Below are 21353 nucleotides of genomic sequence, written 5' to 3' on the forward strand. Positions count from 1 at the left end.
AATGGCGTGAAGCCTTAGGCTACGACAACTTGATCGTTTTCAACACGCACGGGAATGGGTTTTAGGCCCGCATTGCCCGCCGGGCCGCCGGTGCAGGCCCCGGTTTCCACCGCGAAGCTTGCCCCGTGGAAAGGGCAGACAATGTGCTCGCCTTTGGAGATCAGCATCTTGCCGGAGGGCAGGCTCAAAGGCCGTCCAGCATGCGGGCAGACATTGATATAGGCGCGCACGATATCGGCGCTGCGCACCACAATGATCGGCAAATCCTCAAATTCGGTGGGATAGCCGCCGGGGTCCTGGATCGCGTCCAGGCTGGCCAGAACCGTGCCTTTCGGCGGTAAGGGCGTAGTCATGGCTTAAAGACCCTCAGCCGGTGGGTTGATCGTCCAGCGGAAGGGCACAAAGGTCACTTGTTCAAACACGCCGGCCTGGGCATAGGGGTCTTGTTCCAGATAGGTACGTAAGGCTTCAGGATTGGCCGCTTCAACCAGCAGCAATGACCCGATGGCATGGCCGTCCTGATCCAATAATGGCCCGCCCGCTTTGATCTGGCTATCCGCGCGATCGGCCCATTCCAGATGGGCCGGACGGTTGGCCAGCCGGGTGTCGAGCATGTTGGGTTTATCTTGGCAGGTGACAGCATAGAGCATGGTCTGATCCTTTATGCGGTTGGAAGGCGGGGGGCCTAATGGCCTTCTTCGGTCAAGGGGCGAGAGAGAAGCGCCGTGATCATCTCCTCCACCCCGGCCCCACCGGATAGGATGTGATGCACGCCCTGGCAGATCGGCATATCAACCCCGTGCTTGGCGGCCAGCTCTACAATAGCTGGTGCACTGGCGACACCCTCCGTGACAGCGCGCCGCTCACCCATGATCGCGTCCAGGCTTTGACCCTGACCCAGCGCCAGGCCGCACGACATATTGCGTGATTGCGGCGAGGAACACGTCAGCACCAGATCGCCCAGCCCGCATAGGCCGCTTAGGGTTTCGCGCTTGGCCCCCATCGCGATGGCCAGGCGCGTCAGTTCCGCAAATCCGCGCGAAATGAGGGCCGCATGGGCAGATTTACCCAGGCCCTTGCCTTCAGAAATCCCGCAGGCAATGGCGAGCACGTTTTTCACCGCCCCGCCAATTTCCGCGCCGATCAGATCATCGGCATAATAGGGCCGGAAGGTTGGCGCGCTGATCGCCTGCATCAGGGCTTTACCCAGGGTTTCATCGGCACAGGCAAGGGTGACCGCGGTGGGAAGGCCTTTGGCGACATCAATGGCAAAGCTGGGTCCAGATAACACGGCGGCGCGGGCCTTGGGATTGGTCTCGGCCAGGACCTCACTCATCATCATCAGGCTGCCGCGCTCAATGCCTTTGGAACAGAGCACGATGGGAAGGCCGTCGCGGGTATGGGGCACAAATTGCGTCATGACTGCGCGCATATGTTGGGCGGGGGTCACGGACAGGATGGCGTCACAGGCGGCGAGATCACTTAAAGTCTGCGTGGCGCGTAAAGCGGGATCGAGCGTGACGCCGGGCAGAAATACCGTGTTCTCATGGGCGCTATTGATGGCCTCGACCACATCGCCTTCATAGGCCCAAAGCGTAACCTGGCGACCGGCTTTGGCGGCGGTCTGCGCCAGGGCAGTGCCCCAGGCCCCCGCCCCAATCACACCAATATGTTTGATCTCGCTCATTGTTTGTCTCCAAGGCAAGGGATGGCTCAGGCTTTGGGGCCTTTACGCCCAGCCCCGGTTTTTGGCGTGGCCAGCGCAGCGGCTTCATCAAGGGGCCAGCGCGCACGCGCCGGGGCAGTCAAAGGATCGGTCAAGCCGCGCTTCAATCGCTCCGCACCGGCCAGAGCGATCATCGCGGCATTATCAGTACAGTATTCGTGCGGCGGGGCAATCAGGGTGAAGCCTTCTTCGCGGGCCAAATCGGTGAGACGGGTGCGAATGGCGCTGTTGGCCGCAACCCCGCCGGCCACGATCAGGGGTAAAGGCTCGGTTAGGTTTGGGAAGCGGTCTTTGAAGATCGCCATGGCGCGCGCGGTGCGCTGGGCCAGATGGCGTGCAATGGCGTTTTGGGTGGCTGCGGCGAGATCGGCTTTATCGGCGTCGCTGGGATTTTCAAGCGCGTCATAGGCGCGCTTGACCGCCGTTTTCAGGCCCGCAAAAGAAAAATCGCAACTTTTATCCTTGGCGAGCATCACCGGAAGCGTGAAGCGTTCGGGCGCGCTGGCCTGGCGGGCCAGGCGCTCTACCGCGGGGCCGCCCGGAAATCCAAGTCCCATGATTTTTGCAGTTTTATCAAAGGCTTCCCCGGCGGCATCATCAAGGGTGGAGCCAAGCCGGGTGATCTGGCCAATATCTTCCACGATCAATAATTGGGTATGACCGCCCGAAACGAGGAGCAGCAGATAGGGAAAGGCCACAGGCGCGCTCAAACGCGCGGACAGGGCATGGCCCTCTAAATGATTGACGGCAATCAAGGGCTTACCGGTGCCCAGCGCTAAACCTTTGGCGGTCATCAGGGCGGCCATCACCCCACCGATCAGACCCGGCCCGGCGGTTGCGGCAATGGCATCCAAGGCGTCGAATCGCAGATCCGCGGCCTCCATCACCTGGGCGACCAGCCCATCCATACGCTCGGCATGGGCGCGTGCGGCAATTTCCGGGACAACCCCGCCAAAGGGGGCGTGGGCGGCGTTTTGGCTTTGTACGGCATTGGCCAAAACCTCAACTTTTCCCGTGGCATATAGGCGCACTATGGCTGCGGCTGTATCGTCACAGCTCGATTCCAGGCCCAAAACAGTCCAAGATACCGCTTCCATTTGGGCGGCGTGATTAACAGGAAAATCAGACACTTTGGTTTTGTTAGTCCACGAAATTGAGTAACACCTAGGTCTTCGTTAGCGCCCCGCCCGCCAAAACACAAGAAATCGAGACGTTAAAGCCCGTGACCCCCTTACCGATTGCCACCCGCACATCCCCTTTAGCTATGGCGCAAACGCGCATGGTGCAAGCCGCACTGGGCGCTGCCCAAGGTTTTGACAGTGTGGAGACCGATCGCGCCTTTCCCATTGTGGGGATGAGCACAACGGGGGATCAGATCCAGGACCGCGCCTTATTGGCGGCGGGCGGCAAGGGGCTGTTCACCCAAGAGCTGGAAGCGGCCTTGATGGACGGCCGGGTCGCCTTCGCCGTACACTCGATGAAAGATGTGCCCACGCGCTTGCCGGACGGTTTGGTCATCGCCGCGATGATGGAACGTGAAGACCCCAGCGATGTGTTGCTGACCCGCGATGGCGCGGCGACTTTGGCCGACCTGCCCCAGGGCGCAAAACTGGGCACAGCCTCGATCCGGCGCCAGGCCCAGGCGCTCCATCAGCGCCCCGATCTGCAAATCTCGCTTCTACGCGGCAATGTCGATACGCGCTTGGCGAAGTTGGAAAGCGGCGCAGTGGATGCGACCTTCCTTGCGAAGGCGGGCTTAAAGCGTTTGGGCCGCCCGCAAGGGGCGTTACCGGGCATGGATCTGTCCGCGATGTTGCCCGCCGTGGGTCAAGGCGCGGTAGGGATTGAATTGAAGGCGGATAATGGCGCAGCGGTTGCAGCTCTGGCCCCGCTTAATCATCTTGATACGCAATTGGCGGTCACGGCCGAGCGCGCGTTTTTAGATGCGCTGGATGGATCGTGCCGCACGCCGATTGCCGCTTATGGCCAGCGCGAGGATGATGATCATTTCCTCTTGAAGGGTGAGGTTTATTCGCCCGATGGAGCGCGGGCCTGGTCACGCTCCATACGGATTATTTTGGGCCAAGATCCCCTAGCAAGTGTGCGTGAGGCCGGGTATGCTATGGGCAGAGACCTTAAAGCAGAGGGCGGAGCCGCCCTTATTCAGGCCTTGGCACCATGAGCGGACCGCGCATCCTCATCACGCGCACCCAGCCGGGTGCAGCCCGCACGGCCCTGAAGGTCAAAGATGCGGGCTATACCCCCATGATGAGCCCGGTTTCCAGCGTTGCGATTACCGGGGTTCAGCCTCATCTCGACGGGGTCAGCGATCTTGCGTTTACCAGCGCCAATGGCGTGCGTGCGTTTGCGGTGATGACGGAGATGGGCCGCGATCTGCCGGTCCATTGCGTGGGCTCGGTCACGGCGGAAACCGCTGCGAGTGCAGGCTTCACGCATGTTCACTCCGCTGATGGCGATATCAGCGATCTCTTGGCTGAGATTATTGCGGCCAAGCCTGAAGGTGTGGTTTTGCATGGGCGCGGGGCGGATCAGGCCGGGGATTTGACCGGCTCTCTTCGCAGTGCCGGGTTCAAGGCCAATGATTGCATTTTATACTGCGCTGAACAGGTGGATGGCCTGACGCAAAATGCCCGCGATTGCCTCACCAAGGGGTGTCTCGATGGTGTGATGATCCATTCGGAAAAAGGCGCGATCCGGTTTTTACGCCTGGTCGCGGATGCGGGCCTTAGCGCCTATATCGACCGCTTGGTCTTTGTCAGTATTTCACGCGCGGCGGGCTCTCCGCTGGCGGATGCGGGGCTTTTGAACCTGCATGTGGCAAAGCGTCCTGACGATCTTTCCATGTTAATGACGCTAAAAGAGGTTCTGCCGGTAGATTGAGCGCGCGCGCCGCATTAAGATGGGTTAACGCGCGATTTGCTTAAAGGACCGGTCCATGTCTGCTTCATCCTCCCCACCCCCTGGTGAGCCTGAACCCGTTGATGCGGAATTTGAACCGGCTGCGCCTGACGGTGCGCCGGATCAGCCGCGCCCAGAGACACCCGTTAAACCCATAAAAGCGGGGCTGGGCCTGGGCGGGGCCTTGAGTGTTATCGTGCTGTCTGGACTGGTCAGTGGCGCGGTTGCTTACGCGGTGATCAGTTTTATGCCGTCTGCGGGGCCAGCGTCGGATGCGCCGGACCTGTCGGCGTTCGAGCGCCGCATCGCCGCGCTGGAAACTTCACCTCAGCCGAGCGGTTTTGATCCCTCGCCTTTGGAAGAGCGTCTGGGTGCCCTTGAAGCAGATCAGGCCCGCATGACTGCGCTGACTGATCGGTTAGACAGTTTAGAGGCCAGCTTAGAAACCGGCGGTATTCCCACCTCTGAAGCCGGGGCGGTGAGCGCGCCTGAGGGCTATGCTCAGCTCACCCAGGATGTGGCGGATTTGCGCGCCCGCCTCGATCAGAATGAGGCAGCGGATGCCCAGCTTTTGTCACAGATTCAGGCCCTCGCCACGGCTACACCGCAAGACGCTGCCAATACGGATGACCAAGCGGCATTCAGCCGTCAATTGGCCGATCTCTCTGATCGTTTGACCATCATTCGCGAGGATCTGGAGCGTCAGGCTCAAGCGTTGGATGCGTTGAGCGCCGGACAAAGCGCGCCTTTCGATCCTTCGGGTTTAGAAGCCGCGCTCGCCAGCCTGTCTGAGCGTTTGGACGAGACCGATGGGCGTTTGGGTCAGCTTTCTCAATCAAGCCAGAGCGCAGATCTGCAAACGCTTTCGGCGCGGGCCTTGGCCCTGTCGGCGCTGGGCGATGCGGCCTCGCGCGCAACGCCTTTTGAGGCGGAACGTGCCGCCCTGGCGCGGGTCTGGCGCGGGCAAGAGGATGTGATCGCGCTGGAAGGTCCCGCACGTTCAGGCGTACCCACATTAAATGATCTCGCCCGGCAATTTCCGGGCAATGAGATCCGTTCCGCCGCGGGTACAGGCGCGCTCTTGTTCGGGCTGATCAAAACCCGGCCCAGTGAAGATCAGGCCGGTGAAGGGCCAGCGGCTCTAACCACGCAGGCGGAACGCCGCCTCGCCGCCAATGATCTCGCCGGAGCGATTGGCCTGGTGGAGCGTTTAGAAGGCGAGCCCGCTCAAGCGGCCCAGGCCTGGTTGATCGCCGCGCGTGAACGCCAGCGGGTCAATGCTCATCTCGATCGTCTTCGTACGGATTTAACCGCGCTCAGCGCCAGCCAAGGGGTTGATCCCACATGATCCGCCTGATTCTGACAGTTATTTTATGCGTTTTAACCGCGGCGGCGTCGGTCTGGTTGACCCTTAACCCCGGCACGGTTGCGATTGATTTTCTGGGCCAGCATTATGAAGGCCCTTTTGCATTAGGTGTGGGCCTCTTACTGGTCGCGACCTTTATCCTGGTTCTGATTTGGCGCGGTGTGGCGCTCGCCTGGACCGCGCCGGATGCATGGCGACGCTTTCGCACCCGTCGTCGGCGTGAACAGGGTTTTGATGCGTTAGAGCGCGCCTTGATCGCGGCGGCGGCCGGGGAAGGTGAGCTGGCCGTGCGCCAGGCCGCACGCGCCGATGCCTTGCTGGATCGGCCGGCTCTCTCGCGCTTATTGGCCGCACGTGCGGCAGAGGCTGCGGGTGATCTTGCCTCCGCTCAAACCCATTATGAAGCCCTTTTGGAGGCCCCAAAAACCCGCCTCGTTGCGCAGCGCGGTCTGGCGCAATTGGCGTTAGAACAGAATGATGCGGCCAGCACGGTGCGTCATGCCGGGGATGCCTTTGCCAATTCACCTCAGGCGCGCTGGGCCTTTGAAGCGCTGTTCAATGCCCAGGTCGCTGAAGCGCGCTGGAGCGATGCGGTCGATACCTTGGTAGAGGGCGAACGGCGCAAACATATCGCGCCAGATCGTGCCAAACGTCGGCGCGCGGTTTTATTGACGGCGCAGGCCCATGCCTGTGCCCAATCCGATCCCGATCAGGCGATGGATCTGGCCGAACGCGCCTGTTCGGCTTCTCCGGGCTTTGCCCCGGCGGCGGATCTCGCCGGGACGCTGCTCTCAGAGCGTCGTCGCCATAAGCGCGCCTGTGATGTCATCGAGGCGGCCTGGACGATTACGCCGCACCCGGCGCTGGCGCGCACCTATGGGGCTTTGCGCAAATCCGACACCAAGCCCAAGCGTGCAGAGCGTTTGCGCGCCTTGGCCGATTTGCGTCCTGAGCATCGCGAATCGCAACTCTTGCGCGCTGAAATCGCGCTCGATAATGCCAATCCGGAAGGTGCGCGTGAGGCCTTAGGGCCGATCCTGGCCCAAGAACGCCCAACGGCGCGGCTCTATGCCCTGGGCGCACGCCTGGCGCATTTAGAGGGCCGTGAGGATGAAGCGCGCCGCTTTATGGCGCGCGCCGCCCATGCCCCCGGTGAAGCCGATTGGTCGGATATTGATGGTGAGGGCCAGGCCTTTCGCTATGGCGCAGAAGACTGGAAGCGTATGGTCTACACCTATGGTGATGAGAACCGCTTGATCCATCCGCGCTATGAGCGGTTTGAAATTGCAGCCGAAGCTGCGCCAGAGACCTTGCTGCTCGATGCGCCCAAAGCCACAAGAGCGCAGACAGATGTTAAGACTCAGGCGGTTTATTTCGAACCTGGAAAAGCCCCCGATGATCCCGGCATCATGGATGGCGATTAAGTCTTAACGGGAAATGATACTGGGTAATAGGATCAGATATGGCACGCGCAATCATTGGGGTATGTGGCGGTTCAGCCTCGGGTAAGACCACTTTGGCCCATGCGGTGGCCGAAAGCCTCGCCCCGTCGCGCGCTCTGGTCATCTCCGAAGATGATTATTATTTCGATCATGGTTCAACGCCGGGCTTCAACCCGATGAAGTTCAATTTCGATGATTTGGCCGCCCATGATCATGGCTTGCTGATGGAGCATCTCAAAGCCTTGAAAGCGGGTGAGGTTGTCAACGCGCCCTCTTATGATTTCAATCTGCATCGGCGCACCCAGGACACCCATCCGCTGGAGCCCCATGACGCCTATGTCGTCGAAGGCATTCATCTCTTTGCTAATGAAGAGCTGTGTCAGCTGTTTGATCTACGCGTCTATGTCGATGCGCCTAGCGATATTCGCCTGGCGCGCCGCCTCTTGCGTGATATGAATGAGCGTGGTCGCAGTGCGCAATCGGTGATCTCGCAATATCTCAAAACCGTGCGCCCTATGCATTTGAAATATACCGAAGCCTTCAAATCGCGCGCTCATATCGTCATCGAAAATGGCTCGGCCGCGGCTGAGGAAGCGGAAAAACTGGTCAATGTGTTCGACGGCATGGCCCAGGATGTGATCACGCGCCTACGCACCATGATCGCCAGCCACCCGATCGCCAAACCGGCGGGCTGAAAATTGATGCGCGCACGCCCTTGCGCCACAGAATAATCGGGGGTAATTTCCGCGGCCTGAAACGCGGATGGCTTGCCTCCGCCTCCATGGGCCGCTTTAGCTCAGCTGGTAGAGCAACGCATTCGTAATGCGTAGGTCACGTGTTCAAGTCACGTAAGCGGCACCATTTTTCTGAAAAAATTTTATATATTGTTAGTCTGTTTTTATGTTGAGGCCTTTGCTCCTAAAGAGCGACTCTTAGGTCAGCCCTTTTTTCATTCGCCTTTTCAGTTTCGATCCACGCCCCCGTGAGGGGGCGACATCTCGCCATTGCGATCAACACGAACCAAGTAACGTTTCGATCCACGCCCCCGTGAGGGGGCGACCGCGCAAGGACCGCACCCGCCCGGTGAGGGTGACAGAGTTTCGATCCACGCCCCCGTGAGGGGGCGACACCATTCTCCCCCCTCAAGCGCGCGCGAAACTCAGTTTCGATCCACGCCCCCGTGAGGGGGCGACGGTAATCCGCAGGGCGTGCGGCTATCCAAGCGATGTTTCGATCCACGCCCCCGTGAGGGGGCGACGAGTAGGGTTGCAGGCTGTCGCTCTCATAGAAGGTTTCGATCCACGCCCCCGTGAGGGGGCGACTCAAACAGCATCGAGCCCAATTGCTCGAATAAATCGTTTCGATCCACGCCCCCGTGAGGGGGCGACCGCGCGTGGCTCGCCTCAGCCATTGCCTGCATCGGTGTTTCGATCCACGCCCCCGTGAGGGGGCGACCGTTGTCTGGCAGTTGACGCAAAGCATAGATTGCCGTTTCGATCCACGCCCCCGTGAGGGGGCGACCTCCAAAGCTGAGCTAACAAAAGTCAATCAGCTTGTTTCGATCCACGCCCCCGTGAGGGGGCGACAGGCCACGGCTGCATTTAGGCCGCTGTCGATTGGTTTCGATCCACGCCCCCGTGAGGGGGCGACGATGCGGGCGATCACGCTTTGGCGGAGTTTCTCGTGTTTCGATCCACGCCCCCGTGAGGGGGCGACACTGTCACGGATATTGTGGTCAGATCACACTTGATGTTTCGATCCACGCCCCCGTGAGGGGGCGACGATGGTAAAAAAGCGCTATACTTTGATGAGGACGATGTTTCGATCCACGCCCCCGTGAGGGGGCGACTTGTTGCGTTCTGGGGATCGAGTTTTGCGCCAAAGGTTTCGATCCACGCCCCCGTGAGGGGGCGACATTAGACACGGAGGCGAGCCGCGCACGTGGCGTGGTTTCGATCCACGCCCCCGTGAGGGGGCGACCCGGTAGAGTGTAATAGATTGTTTTTAAGTTTGAAAAACTGATAAATTCGCGAATGTTGATTTTATGGGGGGGCTTGCAACCTGTCGAGAGCGAGGGGGCGATCAAAAAGTATAAACTTTTCAGCCTAATGTGGTCCGCGCGAAAGTATCAGGATTATCAGCCATGCTTCAGGTTCGCGTGAGGGCTAAAGGATAAGCGGGCCGTTTAAATCTGTGGCGGGCTTGGCTCCAACATGCTCAACGCGGCGCGTCCAATTCGATCCTAAATTATAATACCGTAAGCTATCTGTTTCAGGCTCGATTATGGCTTCAAGACGTGTTTTCAATTTCACCCACAATGCCGGATCGAGTTCAATTTCAAAAACAGAATATTGGACACGTTGACCATAATCGCGGCAGGTTTTGGCAATTTGGCGCAGGCGGCGGCGACCTTCAGGCGTATCGGTTCTGACGTCATAAGTGACCAAGATCATCATGGCGTTTATCTCCAAAACCAAGGGGGATAGGCGTCGATATCGCCTCTGAGATGACGAGAGAGCATTTGCGCTTGGAGAAAAGGTACAAGTCCGAGCGCCGCTTTCTCATTCAGAAAGGGGTGGAGACGTTCATCGCGTTTACGCTCTTGCCAAGCGGTAAGAACCGTTTTCCGCGCATCGTCAACCAGGCTAATCGCACCATTATCGTGGAGCTTGAAATCGCCGCTTCGTAATTGGCGGCGGTTGACCAAGGATAAGGCCAATCTGTCGCACAGGACGGGTCGCAATTCTTCCATGAGATCCAGCGCTAGGCTAGGGCGTCCAGGGCGATCGCGATGTAAAAATCCAACCGCTGGGTCAAGCCCTACACTTTCGGCGGCGCTGCGACACTCATGGGTCAGCAAGGTATATAAAAATGAAAGTAAGGCGTTAAAGCGATCTAATGGCGGGCGGCGTGATCTGCCGTGCCACTGCAATTCTGGATCCGGAGATCGAATGAGGATCGGGAACGCGCTGAAATATATCCGGCTGGCCTCGCCTTCTAATCCACGCATGATGTCGATAGCGCTTTCTTGTTCAAGGGCATGCAGAATATGGGCCAATCTTTGTGCGATATCGCTTAAGGTTGATTGCGCGGTGTTATCATCGGTTTCTAAATCTCTACGTGCGCGCAGGATGACTTGGCGTTGATTGGATATTTTACCAAGTAGAAAAGCGCGAACAATATCGCTCATTTGATCTGGGCTGTCGGCGCAACGATATTGTGCCCGTCGCAATAAGACATTCCCGCTGAGCGGGCCTTCAATACGTGTCTGGAAACGACCTAGCCGGTCGAGCAAAGTCAAGGTTATGGCCGATTGAGCACAAGATCCGATCAGAGCAGGTGTAATTAAGGCCGCTCCTGTGGCGACAATCCCAGAGATCATGTGGAGCGGTGCGCGTAAACGCTCTTCATCGTCAATATTGACGACTAGATTCTACCCGTCTTTGCGCAATCGACTTTCAGGTGTCATGATATAAATCGTATTGAGGAGGGGTTTCATGATCTTGGGTCTTCATCGAGGTCATTGGTGTTTTGTGCGAGTTTGTCGAGTTGTTGCGATATCCATTGAGAAGCGGCAGGCCCACGCATGGCGTCTGGGCGGCATAAGCTGATTAACGAACAGGCCCGACACCGAGATTTATGAGGTGTAGGCGCAGGAGCTGTGTGCAGGCATAAAACAGCGCGGGTCTTGTGGATGATATCCAGGGTCAGTGTGCGAAGGACGTTATCGAAGGGAACGACAACTCGGCGCCGGGTTAATCCATAAAATAACGCCCCTTCAGGGATTTGAGTTTTTGTCATCTCTTCTAAGCATAGGGCCTGGGCGCAAAGCTGAACTTCGTCGGCACGATGCGTTTTAGGCTTGCCGCGTTTAATCTCGACAGGGAAGAAAAGCACGCCGTTTAGAGCTTTGGGTGTAAATTCAACCAGATCACAAACACCATAAAGGCCAAGCGAAAAAGAGCCCACGGGTAAGGCGTGAATGTGTTTCACTCCGGCGCGAGTTCTACGCGCTCCACGGTCAGAGGTTTTGTGAAGGATGTCTCCTGCAGCGGTGAGATAATTATCCGCCCATAATTGTTCATTATGGATGAGAAAGCTTTGGCGAAGACAATAAACGCTATGTTGCAGCGCCGAGAGCGGGATCAGACGCGTGTCTGATCCCTCTAAGGTTCGATCAAAGGGTTGAGGTTCAATCACACAGATTATATGCGCTCGATAATTTCGACCCCGCTGGGCAATCCTTCGCGATTGATACTGACGGTGTAATCTTTGAAATGTCGCGGCGGTGTATTGGCGTCAGGCGCATTTGAAACTGTGATGCGATCAAATAGGGCGTGGGCGGGGGCATCACCCAAACGATTTGAATGTTTGAAAATGATTAATTTTCGAGTGCTCATCAGCCCACGTGCAGCAGACCTGTCGTGTTCAAACATCTGCTCCATTGCGGTCCAAAACAGCTCTAAATCTTTCGCGTCAAATCCGGTTTGATTAGCCAAGGGGGCATTGATGAAGCCATTGGCGCGATAGAGGCCATAGGGCACAATATGTTTGCGGCCCATGGTGCGATTGTCTTTGCGCTCATCGCCTTGGTTTTCGCCTTCGGTGCGTTGTTGTTTTTCTTTTTCAGTGGTTGCTGCCATACGGGTAATCGAGACTTCGGCGGGGCTGATGGGATCAATGGATTGAGCGAAGGTCATTTGAATTGGTCCGCGAACTTGACCACAATTGACCCCCGTTGACATAACGGCACCAAAGGTGCGCACGTCATAAAAATGCTCACACATAAATTTTTTCAGCTGGTGTGCTTCTTCATCTGTTTGTGGATTTAGCTTGCCCGGTTTGATGTTACCTTCTCCGCGTATCGCGACATAGGCCTTGCGATGCTGATCGTTGAGAATGCTGTTCTCACGGACATAAATCCCTAAAGCTGGTTCACCTTGGCCTACCAGATCAATGTAATTGCGAACTTTGCGTTTCAAGCAGACATCTGTGACCAGGCCCAAACCGGTTTCTGGATCAATGCGGGGTAAATTACCCGCATCAGGGTCGCCATTGGGGTTGCCATTTTCAACATCAAAAAACAGCACGAAATCATATCGGTTTTCTAGCGCACTCATGCTTCTGGCTCCCCATCAACGTGGTCTGATGATTGTTGTGTCTTGAAAAATTCTTGGCGCTGGTGGTGATAACCTAGCGCGAATAAGGCCTGATCTATTTCAGGCAATGTGGCCGGGATCGGATCCTGATCGGGTGACATTGTCGCCATGATTTCATCGATCTTATTGTCTAGGAAGCGTTTTGATTTTAGGCGATCCTTGCCTAAACGGGATAAATGGGATGCAGAGTTACGGTCTAAAGCCGCAAAAACGCTGCGCGGTCTCGTGCTGGCCGCTGCATAAAACTTGTCTTTCAGGGTTGCATTAACTTGACTGCCCAGTGCTGAGAACTGGATATATTCATAGGTCGCGAATAATCGGCCCAGCCGATACCCCCGGTTATCAAAGTCATGATCAAGCGCCACGGGCACCTCCCTGCCAAAATTGCGGATCAAGACAGCTTTCATCATTGCCACGCGCTTGGCATTGATGTGCTTATCTGTTCGTATTCTCATTAAAGTGGTGGACAATAAGGTCAGCGGATAGCGCGCGCCTGATAAGATGGCGCGGTACCAGTCACCCGCCAGGTTTGGGGGGACATTTTCGCGCTTACCCTGTACCGCAAGTTCGCTGAGAAAGCGCCATAAAGGGGGTAAGTTTTCTTCTCCCCTATCCAAGGGGGCTACGCGCATGTCTTCAAAAAAACGTTGCTGGCGTTCAATGAAAGCACTGAAGTTATTATCAAACCAAAACCGAATTGAAAGGCGTGCCGCATTGGGGGCAAGGCCCAAAATATAAAAGCGAACATCTTGTGCCAAATGAGGTGCGACGAGAGCCAGAGGCTGGCCTTGGAGAAGCTTTTGGAGCTTCTCAGCAATATCGCGTGTGGCGGAGTGTTCTTCTTTTGCCCTTTTTTCTAATAGCTCTTGCGCAGCTTGCGAGCTATCAAACAACCCGATGGCCAGTGTTTCGGCATCTTGAGCTTGCTCGCGGGTGGGGGCCTTCGCCCAGAACACACAAGACGCATCACCGATTTGGATCCGATGCATAGGGTCGGACAACATGGCGTTGAGGGCCGTGACATATTTAAAGGTTGTCAGCTCGCCAACTGGGGCATTTTCACCTTGGATGTGGCCATAGGAGGTAAACGCATCTTGATTGAACGAGACAATCGAAGCCCCAGAACTCTGTGCACCCCAAACGCCCTTAATTGAAGGGTGAAGACGACATGTGGGGGCATACTCCCCTGATATGAGGCAAGCTTTGCGATCTTGGTCATTGTTATTCATATCAGCCCAAAGCGCTTTTGCGGCAGGACGATCATGTAAATAATAATTGGACAGGCGGTCGGCTTCCAACGCAAAAACTATATTCTGATCCAGCATCTCTTCTGGCCATTCTCGCTCGACAAATTGCTGGGGCGTCCATGATTGCAAGAAAGCGAGCAGGGCCAGTAAGCCGGGGTCCGTAATGCCCTTTAAGGCATTGAAGTGATATGATTTAAAGGCTTCGTGTTCAGCCTCTAAGCGTTTGCTGTTGCCTACCCCTAAGACATAGGCCGTTTTATCCCAGAGGAAGTTAGAGGCGATACCTGATGTGCGTTTGCTGCCCTCTGGTACCGTCAGGACGCGCGGAATATCTTTTTTTGCCGTCTTTGGGCGATAGAGTAAACGTGCGGGAAGCGCAGGCTCTCCGTTTGGATATAGTCCAATGACATAACCAATTTTGGCATTGGCAAATCCCGCAGTGGGCATATCCGGTAAATGATCATAGGCCGCAGCCAGCTCAGCTATAATCGTCATCCTATGACGTCCCCAGAATGTGGGCCGGGTACCTTTAAAACACCATTTTCCAGACGGGCTTTAAAAAAGCGCGAAGGCTTATCTGGGGCATTGTGCTCGATATCCCATAGCATGGTGCCTAGATCACGTGGGACATGGAACCCTAATTCAGGGGTTTGATGGTGGGGCTCCATGCGCGGCACTTCGCTATCGGGCTCAATTAAGGTAAAGGCAGCGGGAAATTCACGTGTGCCCAGGCAAGGTTGATGAAAGCATTGCCCCTTGCGTGCGCGCCGGTTGAACACATCAAGATGTTTGCCGGGATTGTCCTCTGGTCCGGCGCGTTGGGTCATCTCGAAATGAGCTTCAATGATATAGGCAACATCGCTCAGCATTGTGGTGGCGCGTTGCTGGCGCTGCTCTTCAATCACCAATCCCCCCAATTTTTCAGGAGATCGCGCTTTGAAAGCGGATTTGACATCAGAGTATGGAATTTTACTGCCCACCTCATTGCGTCTTATGGACGTGAAGCGAATAGGCTTTAGTACGTGAATGGCATCAACAATCCATCGGATGGCCGGCTTCCAATAGATGGCTTCCAAAATGCCGCGGGCGGCCGAAGGTGTCATAACATCATATGAGACCCGTTCAGCCTTCATTTCTGGTCGGGTAAAACACGCCCTGCTCCCCCAAACATGTAAGCGAATGCCGTAGCTCACTTTATCCCCTCCCGTGAATAATGCGCAAATAAAGATGAATTTGCGGGTGAGGGCAAGTGCTTATGGTTGCTTCCCCCCCGAGACTTAATTGGTCTCGGGAGGTTCGCAGCCTACCGGTTGAGGCTCAAGTTTCAACCCACACACCTATGGGTGTGACGCTTTACAATTTTTCGAGAATTGTAATGATCAGTCGCATGAACATGTCTGGTGAGGCTTTGGATAAATAGCGCCATAACGTATCCATCCACTTTGGAACATGAAATTCAGTTGGGAATTGCGGAAGACGCATGCCAAACACTCCAGCTCTGATATGCTAAGCGATAAATCACAATTAGAGGTATGTCAATCTTCTTGAGCCTAAAATGTATGCTACAAGATAATATCCATGGTGTTGCTTCTCTCCCATTCCAAGCCAATGTCGCGGTTATAGAGAGCCGTTCGAGTGAGTAGCAAAAATTGATCCCCATAAAAATCCGGTTTTATATAGTGGGCGGCCCCGTTTTGGATAAGGGCCTCGCGATCTTTTGGGCTGATCTGAACAATGAAGCGTTGCAATTCGCGCGCGGCTTGGGAAGGCCATATTTTGCGCTGATCCAGATCTGTTAAGACTTGCTCGATCTCTGTTGAGGGTATGATGATTGGCAGGTTTCGATCTTTAATCATCTTGAAGCGCTCTGCGCAGGTGCGAAACTGTCCTTCGAGCATGGTGTTATGATCAAGCGTAAAGAGAGAGAGGATTTCGTTTTCGTCGACCCCTTGGGCACCTAAACGCCAGGTAACTTCACGAAAATACCCTTCAACGGCTTCTAAGCTCAGAAGGTCGTCTTTAAAAATATGCTCAATGCGGCGAAAATCTTCTGCAAACCGTTTCATTTCAATATTCGCGGGTTGATCTTTGGGGGTAAAAACCGTGACGATGCTGTCTTCAGGGGGGCGTTTGCCGTGGCGATTACAGCGCCCTGCGGCTTGCGCAATATTGGCTAGTCCAGCCTCAGCACGCCACACTGTGGGAAAGTCCAGATCTACGCCCGCTTCAATCAGCGAGGTGGCGATCAAGCGGCACGGCTCATTGTTCTGCAGGTGATGACCAACCTCTTCCAAAATGGTTTGACGGTCTGTAGCATGTTGGCGTGTGCTTAAATGCGTTACTCCTTCAAGATGGGCCTCTTTAAGAGCCTGGAATAGCTCACGTGCATGGGTACGCGAATTGACAATCACTAGGGCTTGGGGGCTACCTTTCAAGGTCTCAACCAGGCTGGCATCATCGCACATACCCGCTAGTCTCACGACAACGCGCTTAAAATTTTGCACTAAGGCAGAAGGGTTGGGGGCAAGCTCTGTGACTTGGCTTTGTATGCGCAGGGGGTTGTTTTCTTGAGTGTCCGTATTGAGATGTAACTGATTGATGGGTTGAGTAGCCGTGCATAACACGACGCTACACTCATAATTGCGTGCAAGATTATCAAGGGCTTGGATGCATGGGCCCATCAAGCCCCAGGGTAAGCTTTGAACTTCGTCGATGATTATAATTGAGCGCGCGATATTATGAAGTTTTCGACATCGCGACGGGCGCGCGGCAAACAGGCTTTCAAATAGCTGAACTGTAGTGGTGACGATGAGGGGGGCAGCCCAATCTTCCATCGCCAAGTTAAGTTTGCTGCGAGCTTCAAGGGCATGATCGGCAGGAAAATTATTTAACTCAATTGCGCTGTGGTGCTCTAAAATATGCTGGCCAACCTCTGAGCCTAACACTGAGCGGAAAGTTTTCGCGGTTTGTTCAATAATTGAGGTAAACGGGATGGCATATATAATGCGCCGTAGGTCATGGTGCGCGGCATGATCCAGTGCGAAGCCTAGCGAGGTTAGCGTTTTTCCACCACCCGTCGGTACGGTCAGCGAGAACACACCTTTTGGCAAGCTTGCAAAACTGCGAACATGATTGTGCACGCGCGCGCGTTCATCTTCGACAAAGTTTTGTGTTTTCTGTATTGTACGAAAAGCATCCATCCGCTCATTAAGAGCCGTGAGAGCTTGCGGCAAGAGCATGGATAGGCTTGGCCAATCACGTGGTGGGATGCGACCTTCAAGTGTCGCATAATAGTGCTCAGTATCTTTGAAGTCGCTATCAACCAGACAGGAAAAAATCATACGGGTTAGAAAAGCGAATTCGAATCCATGCCAGGTCTTTTTTCCAAATTTAAAGCCTTGTGGGATCAATCCCTTAAGTTGGATATTAATCTCAGTTTCCCAGACCGGATCAAGCAAAGACGGTTGAAAATTTTCTAAGCGTTCTTTCAATCTGCCACCGCCTTCATTTGAGAGCTGTCGCCAATCGGGTAATCCGGCATGATGGCCTGCAATGGCATAGCCGATAAGGCGGGAAAAAATCCTATCGGCTGGGCTTAAGTTTTGGGTAAGGGGGCTTTGGCTTACCACTTTTACAGCAGTTTCTACGGCCCATGCCCCGGCAAGGGCATGTTCAACTTTTATAGTTTCACCGCGAATGCGGCGCTGAAAGTCTAGATTATACTTGCCCAAGTCGTGCAAAATTCCAGCACATTGCGCGAGCGGGCCCGCCCCAAAAGAGCCTGCGAATTTGTATGCCAACGCACCGGTTTGCTTGAGATGGTCTTTAAGCAGATGCCAAGGCTGATTAGGGGTGTTGGGGGAGTGGGCGGCAAATATTTTTTCTGACATGATCTTAGGGAGCATAGGGAAAGTGCAAAGCGGATAATAAAAGCCAGTGTTGAATTTCTAGCATGAAGGCTCAACATGAGGTAGCGTTGATTTGAACGCTTTATCTATTCGAGATGGCTAAGTTTTAACGCGGACGTCATGTCACCGGCAATGTTGGATCAGCTATGCCTGTCGCAGAGGCAAAATAGGCTTGAAAACCGACCTTGGGGGACATTGAACCATGCTGATTTCATCTCTTTTCATCTCTAGCCTGGCCCTGATGGGGGCGGTGCAGGATCAAGCTGACGTGCAAGACGTGCGCGCTACACGCAGCGCCGTGATCACAGAATTGGCGCAGGATTTAGAGTCGAACTTCCTGTTTCCTGACGCAGCCCATCAGTATGCGGCCTATTTGCGCGCGCGTGAATTAAGCGCTGAAGACTTAGCCATGGATGATGCGAGCTTTGCGCAGGCTTTGAGCGCTGAGCTGCAACATATCCATCAAGACGCGCATTTGCGGGTAATGTGGGAGGATGAAAGCGCGCCGAGCCCAGAAGCGGGCCCGCGTCAACCGCGCCAGCGCCCGGCGAGCATGGAGGCGGGCCAGTGGCTGACGCCGAGCATCGCCTATATTCGTTTTAATGCGTTTTTTGGTGAGCCAGCGGTGATGGCCGAGCTGGAAAACTTTGTCGACACCCATGCCGGGGCAGAGACGTTGATCATTGATATTCGGGGCCATCGTGGCGGCGGATTAGACGAAATGGATGTGCTCTTCCCGGAGCTTTATCGCGAGCCGACGGATTTGCTGGTTATGGAGACGCGCCGTTCGGTCGATGAAGAGCGCGGCTCTCCCATTCGCGAAGGTCGCACGATTGTCGCAATTGACAGCACACCAGAGGTGGTGCGCCGCAAGCATGTGGTCATCCCCAGTGAGACGCCACGCTTGGCCGATACGCAGCTTTATGTGCTGACGTCGCAGTATTCCGCCTCCGCGGCCGAGCATTTCGCCATGGTGCTTCAACGCACTCAACGCGCCACCTTGGTGGGTGAGGCAACCTGGGGCGGTGCTCATTATGGCGGTACGGTAGATTTGGGGGATGGCTATGCGGTTTTCATTCCAGTTGGGCGCAGTTTTAACCCCGATACGGGTGCGGATTGGGAAGGCGTGGGCGTGATACCCGATATCGCTGTTCCGGCTGAGGAGGCTTTGGTGCGTGCACTGAGCGAAGCGGGGGTGACGCAAGAGGATGCCGAACGGATCGACCAAGAGCTCGCTTTTGTCGTGCCTCGTCGCGCACCGTAAAAAAAAGGCGGCCCAATTGAGCCGCCTTAGTCAGTTCAGGGTTAGGTTTATGGATTTAGTATTTAACGCGCAGCTCAACCCCTAAAGTGCGCGGATCGCCCACCTGGGCAAAGGTTGCGTCATAGGGGTAGTTACCGCCTTTATTGCGGAAGGAGATATTGTCGATATAGTCTTCATCTAGCAGGTTGTCGGCGAAGAGATAGATCGCGTAATGGTCTTGTTCCCAGCCGATTTTGGCATCGACAACGGTGCGCGCATCAATGGTGGCCGGGAAGACGGTGACGCCATAGGCGTCAGTACGCGGATTGATGATCTCAATCGTGTCGGCATTTTCTGAACCGTCGAAGCTTTCATCTTCGAAGGTGACAGACGCGGTGGCAAAGAAGCCATGGTCATTGCGATAGACCGCGCCGAAGCTGCCGGAATAGGTGGGGGCTTTGCCGAATTCATTGCCAACAATAGAGGTGTCGCGGCCACTGGCGCTGCCTTTGAACTCGGTATCAAGATAACCCAAGGTCAAGAAGCCTTCCAAATGATCCGTGAAGTCGTATGAGGCCTCAACTTCGATACCGAAGGCTTCAGAGGATCCCAGATTTGCAGGATTGTTCTGGGCATCGGTTCCGATCTGGTTGGTCCAGTCGATGAAGAAGATATTGGTATTGGCGGTTAAGCGTTCATCTTGATAGCGTAGAGCCAGTTCATAATTCCAAAGCTTTTCTTCATCCGCTTCGAAGGCTTTGATCTCATTGGTTTGATCATCGCGGTAGCTGGTGCGGTAGCCTGGACGTGTCCCGCGCGCGGCGGCAAAGGTTGTCGAGAATGTGTCTGTCCAGTTGACCATGACTGAGGCTTTAGGCGAGACCAAAGTCTGTTCAAATACAGGATCAGCATCACCCGATACGGTCCCGATCAAAGTCTCGTTTTTGAAACGCTCAACGCGTAATCCGCCGCCCAAGGTGATGAAATCATCCATCAGCGGGAAGAAAACATCGCCGTATACAGATGTACTGGTGATGTCTTTGTTGTTTGATGAGGTGAAGCTGGGGTTCGCTGGGAAGGGATCATTATAAGGATCGGTGACATTGCCCCAGAAGATCAGATTATAGGTGGAATCAATGTGCTCGTGATAGAGCCCTGCTGCGCCATAGAAGCGGCCATAGTCAAAGCGGGCCCGGAATTCTGTGGCGAAAATCTGCTCGTCTGGCATTTCGCTATACGCGCGGCCAAAATCGGGCTCATTAGAATAGTCCAGCTCAGCAAAGGTTTTTTCTGAGGCGTCGTTATAACCGATCATCCAGCTCAGCTGGATATTCTCGTTAAGCTCATAACCCATATTCAGCTGGGCCATTTCCATTTTATAGATACGCTCTTCAACCGTATCGACGATACTTTTGCGCCGGTCGCCATGGTCTTCCATGAGGAAAATTTCCAAGGGAATGGAATCAAGGCCTGTTTCGAAGTTGAAGGAGTAGAGAGACAAGGTGGCGTCAAAGCCGGGCAGGAAATCAGGTTCCCAACGCAGCTTGCCGCGCACATTGATGCTGTCGCGATAGTCGACATCATCGCGGTTGCGCGTGGTGTTCTCGATGGCCCCATCGGTGTGGGCGGCCTCAACGGTCAAACGTCCGGTGAGGTTCATGGATTCAACAACTGGACCGCTGACGGCGAAGCTGGCCGAATGCGTATTGTCTTCAGCTACGATCAAGCGGCTATCAAATTCAAACTCATCCGTAGGGTTTTTGGTTTGGATATAGATCGAGCCAACTGGCGTTTGACGGCCCCGGGTGATCTGGACGCCGCGATAAACTTCTAATTGCTCAACATCCCAGGTGGACTGTGCGCCGGCAAACAGGTTGAGGCTGAAGGCGTCGGCCGGGATGATCATACCATCCATATAGATGCCAGACACTGGCTGACCAGCCGTAGAGGCTCCGCCGGTCTGGTTGGTATTGTTGTTGATGCCGCGAATGTTGAAGTTCAACTCACCATTGTTCGAGGACACATTGGCCACGCGGCGCAGCGCGTCGAAATAATCGTCGAAATTGGCATCATCCAAGGTTGGGCCGCCGATGATGGCTACAGAGGTGGGCGTATCTTGAACGCTGCGGTTCAGGCCCTCACCATAAACGGTGATGACTTCAGGTTGGGTGCGTTGGGTTTGCGGCGCAGTGTCGTCTTGGGCGACAGCCATCGCGGCGCAAAGTGCGCTTAAGGCAACGGAAGAACAAAGTAGACGTAGCATGATAATCCCCTCCTAAGGCCCCCACGGGCCATGGCGTTTGCTGAAAGGGTGCGTTAGAGGGTAGCTTTGACACTTAGATG

General features: G+C 55.2%; 17 protein-coding genes, 1 tRNA gene, 1 pseudogene and 1 CRISPR repeat array. Of the genes and pseudogenes, 7 read left to right on the plus strand and 12 right to left on the minus strand.

Translation table 11 applies throughout. The annotated features are described in order from the left end of the window. Positions 1 to 14: 14 nt before the first annotated feature. Genes H151_RS0105845 through tsaD form a run of 4 tightly spaced genes read right to left on the minus strand, consistent with a single transcriptional unit; the run spans position 15 to position 2823 of the window. Positions 15 to 353, minus strand: a complete 339-nt coding sequence (locus H151_RS0105845) for a Rieske (2Fe-2S) protein (protein ID WP_019960714.1) — start codon at positions 351 to 353, stop codon at positions 15 to 17. A gap of 3 nt (positions 354 to 356) precedes the next feature. Beyond that, positions 357 to 650, minus strand: a complete 294-nt coding sequence (locus tag H151_RS0105850) for a YciI family protein (RefSeq protein ID WP_019960715.1) — start codon at positions 648 to 650, stop codon at positions 357 to 359. A 35-nt stretch (positions 651 to 685) separates the two neighbouring features. Continuing rightward, a complete protein-coding gene (locus H151_RS0105855) occupies positions 686 to 1687 on the minus strand; it encodes an NAD(P)H-dependent glycerol-3-phosphate dehydrogenase (protein WP_019960716.1) in 1002 nt (333 codons plus the stop codon). Between the two features lie 26 nt (positions 1688 to 1713). Further along, positions 1714 to 2823 (minus strand): tRNA (adenosine(37)-N6)-threonylcarbamoyltransferase complex transferase subunit TsaD, encoded by a 1110-nt coding sequence (tsaD, locus tag H151_RS0105860; RefSeq protein ID WP_019960717.1) that lies wholly within the window; start codon positions 2821 to 2823, stop codon positions 1714 to 1716. 125 nt (positions 2824 to 2948) lie between these two features. On the opposite strand from tsaD, the gene hemC reads away from it, so the two are divergent. The 6 genes from hemC to H151_RS0105890 all read left to right on the plus strand — a co-directional run bounded on the left by hemC (position 2949) and on the right by H151_RS0105890 (position 8314). After that, positions 2949 to 3908, plus strand: coding sequence for a hydroxymethylbilane synthase (gene hemC, locus H151_RS15595; RefSeq protein ID WP_019960718.1), 960 nt, complete (start codon positions 2949 to 2951; stop codon positions 3906 to 3908). Beyond that, positions 3905 to 4627, plus strand: a complete 723-nt coding sequence (locus H151_RS16910) for a uroporphyrinogen-III synthase (protein ID WP_019960719.1) — start codon at positions 3905 to 3907, stop codon at positions 4625 to 4627. Before hemC ends, H151_RS16910 begins: the two co-directional genes overlap by 4 nt. 55 nt (positions 4628 to 4682) lie before the next feature. After that, positions 4683 to 5993 carry a COG4223 family protein gene (locus H151_RS0105875; RefSeq protein ID WP_019960720.1) on the plus strand — a complete coding sequence of 437 codons (1311 nt, stop codon included), beginning with the start codon at positions 4683 to 4685 and terminating at the stop codon, positions 5991 to 5993. After that, entirely contained in the window at positions 5990 to 7435 is a 1446-nt protein-coding gene (locus H151_RS0105880) for a heme biosynthesis protein HemY (RefSeq protein WP_019960721.1), read from the plus strand. Before H151_RS0105875 ends, H151_RS0105880 begins: the two co-directional genes overlap by 4 nt. Positions 7436 to 7473: 38 nt before the next feature. Further along, a complete protein-coding gene (gene udk, locus H151_RS15605; protein ID WP_019960722.1) occupies positions 7474 to 8148 on the plus strand; it encodes a uridine kinase in 675 nt (224 codons plus the stop codon). A 90-nt stretch (positions 8149 to 8238) separates the two neighbouring features. After that, positions 8239 to 8314 (plus strand) — tRNA-Thr (locus tag H151_RS0105890). A 103-nt stretch (positions 8315 to 8417) separates the two neighbouring features. Beyond that, positions 8418 to 9433: direct repeats of the CRISPR family, unit length 31 nt; unit sequence GTTTCGATCCACGCCCCCGTGAGGGGGCGAC. 185 nt (positions 9434 to 9618) lie between these two features. Here the strand turns inward: H151_RS0105890 and cas2 are convergent. From cas2 to cas3, 7 genes and pseudogenes are all read right to left on the minus strand, one after another. Continuing rightward, complete coding sequence (cas2, locus tag H151_RS0105900; protein WP_019960724.1) at positions 9619 to 9909, minus strand: CRISPR-associated endonuclease Cas2; 291 nt, start codon at positions 9907 to 9909, stop codon at positions 9619 to 9621. Positions 9910 to 9914: 5 nt separating this feature from the next. After that, positions 9915 to 10952 (minus strand): annotated as a pseudogene (cas1c, locus tag H151_RS15610) (type I-C CRISPR-associated endonuclease Cas1c). Further along, positions 10949 to 11653, minus strand: coding sequence for a CRISPR-associated protein Cas4 (cas4, locus tag H151_RS17315; RefSeq protein WP_233354536.1), 705 nt, complete (start codon positions 11651 to 11653; stop codon positions 10949 to 10951). Before cas4 ends, cas1c begins: the two are co-directional and overlap by 4 nt. Positions 11654 to 11658: 5 nt before the next feature. Continuing rightward, complete coding sequence (cas7c, locus tag H151_RS0105910) at positions 11659 to 12573, minus strand: type I-C CRISPR-associated protein Cas7/Csd2 (RefSeq protein ID WP_019960726.1); 915 nt, start codon at positions 12571 to 12573, stop codon at positions 11659 to 11661. Beyond that, positions 12570 to 14354 (minus strand): type I-C CRISPR-associated protein Cas8c/Csd1, encoded by a 1785-nt coding sequence (gene cas8c, locus H151_RS0105915; protein ID WP_019960727.1) that lies wholly within the window; start codon positions 14352 to 14354, stop codon positions 12570 to 12572. The genes cas7c and cas8c overlap by 4 nt, the downstream gene beginning before the upstream one ends. Then, on the minus strand, positions 14351 to 15052 hold the full coding sequence (gene cas5c, locus H151_RS0105920) for a type I-C CRISPR-associated protein Cas5c (RefSeq protein WP_026353850.1): 702 nt from the start codon (positions 15050 to 15052) through the stop codon (positions 14351 to 14353). The genes cas8c and cas5c overlap by 4 nt, the downstream gene beginning before the upstream one ends. A gap of 369 nt (positions 15053 to 15421) precedes the next feature. Then, complete coding sequence (cas3, locus tag H151_RS15615) at positions 15422 to 17764, minus strand: CRISPR-associated helicase Cas3' (RefSeq protein WP_324602829.1); 2343 nt, start codon at positions 17762 to 17764, stop codon at positions 15422 to 15424. Between the two features lie 205 nt (positions 17765 to 17969). On the opposite strand from cas3, the gene H151_RS0105930 reads away from it, so the two are divergent. Next, positions 17970 to 19031: a S41 family peptidase gene (locus H151_RS0105930; RefSeq protein WP_019960730.1), complete on the plus strand. Its 1062-nt coding sequence runs from the start codon at positions 17970 to 17972 to the stop codon at positions 19029 to 19031. 55 nt (positions 19032 to 19086) lie between these two features. Here H151_RS0105930 and H151_RS0105935 read toward each other — a convergent pair whose 3' ends face one another. Then, positions 19087 to 21273, minus strand: coding sequence for a TonB-dependent receptor (locus H151_RS0105935; RefSeq protein WP_083918451.1), 2187 nt, complete (start codon positions 21271 to 21273; stop codon positions 19087 to 19089). Positions 21274 to 21353: the final 80 nt, after the last annotated feature.

The sequence above is a fragment of the Woodsholea maritima DSM 17123 genome (assembly GCF_000382325.1).
Taxonomy (GTDB): domain Bacteria; phylum Pseudomonadota; class Alphaproteobacteria; order Caulobacterales; family Maricaulaceae; genus Woodsholea; species Woodsholea maritima.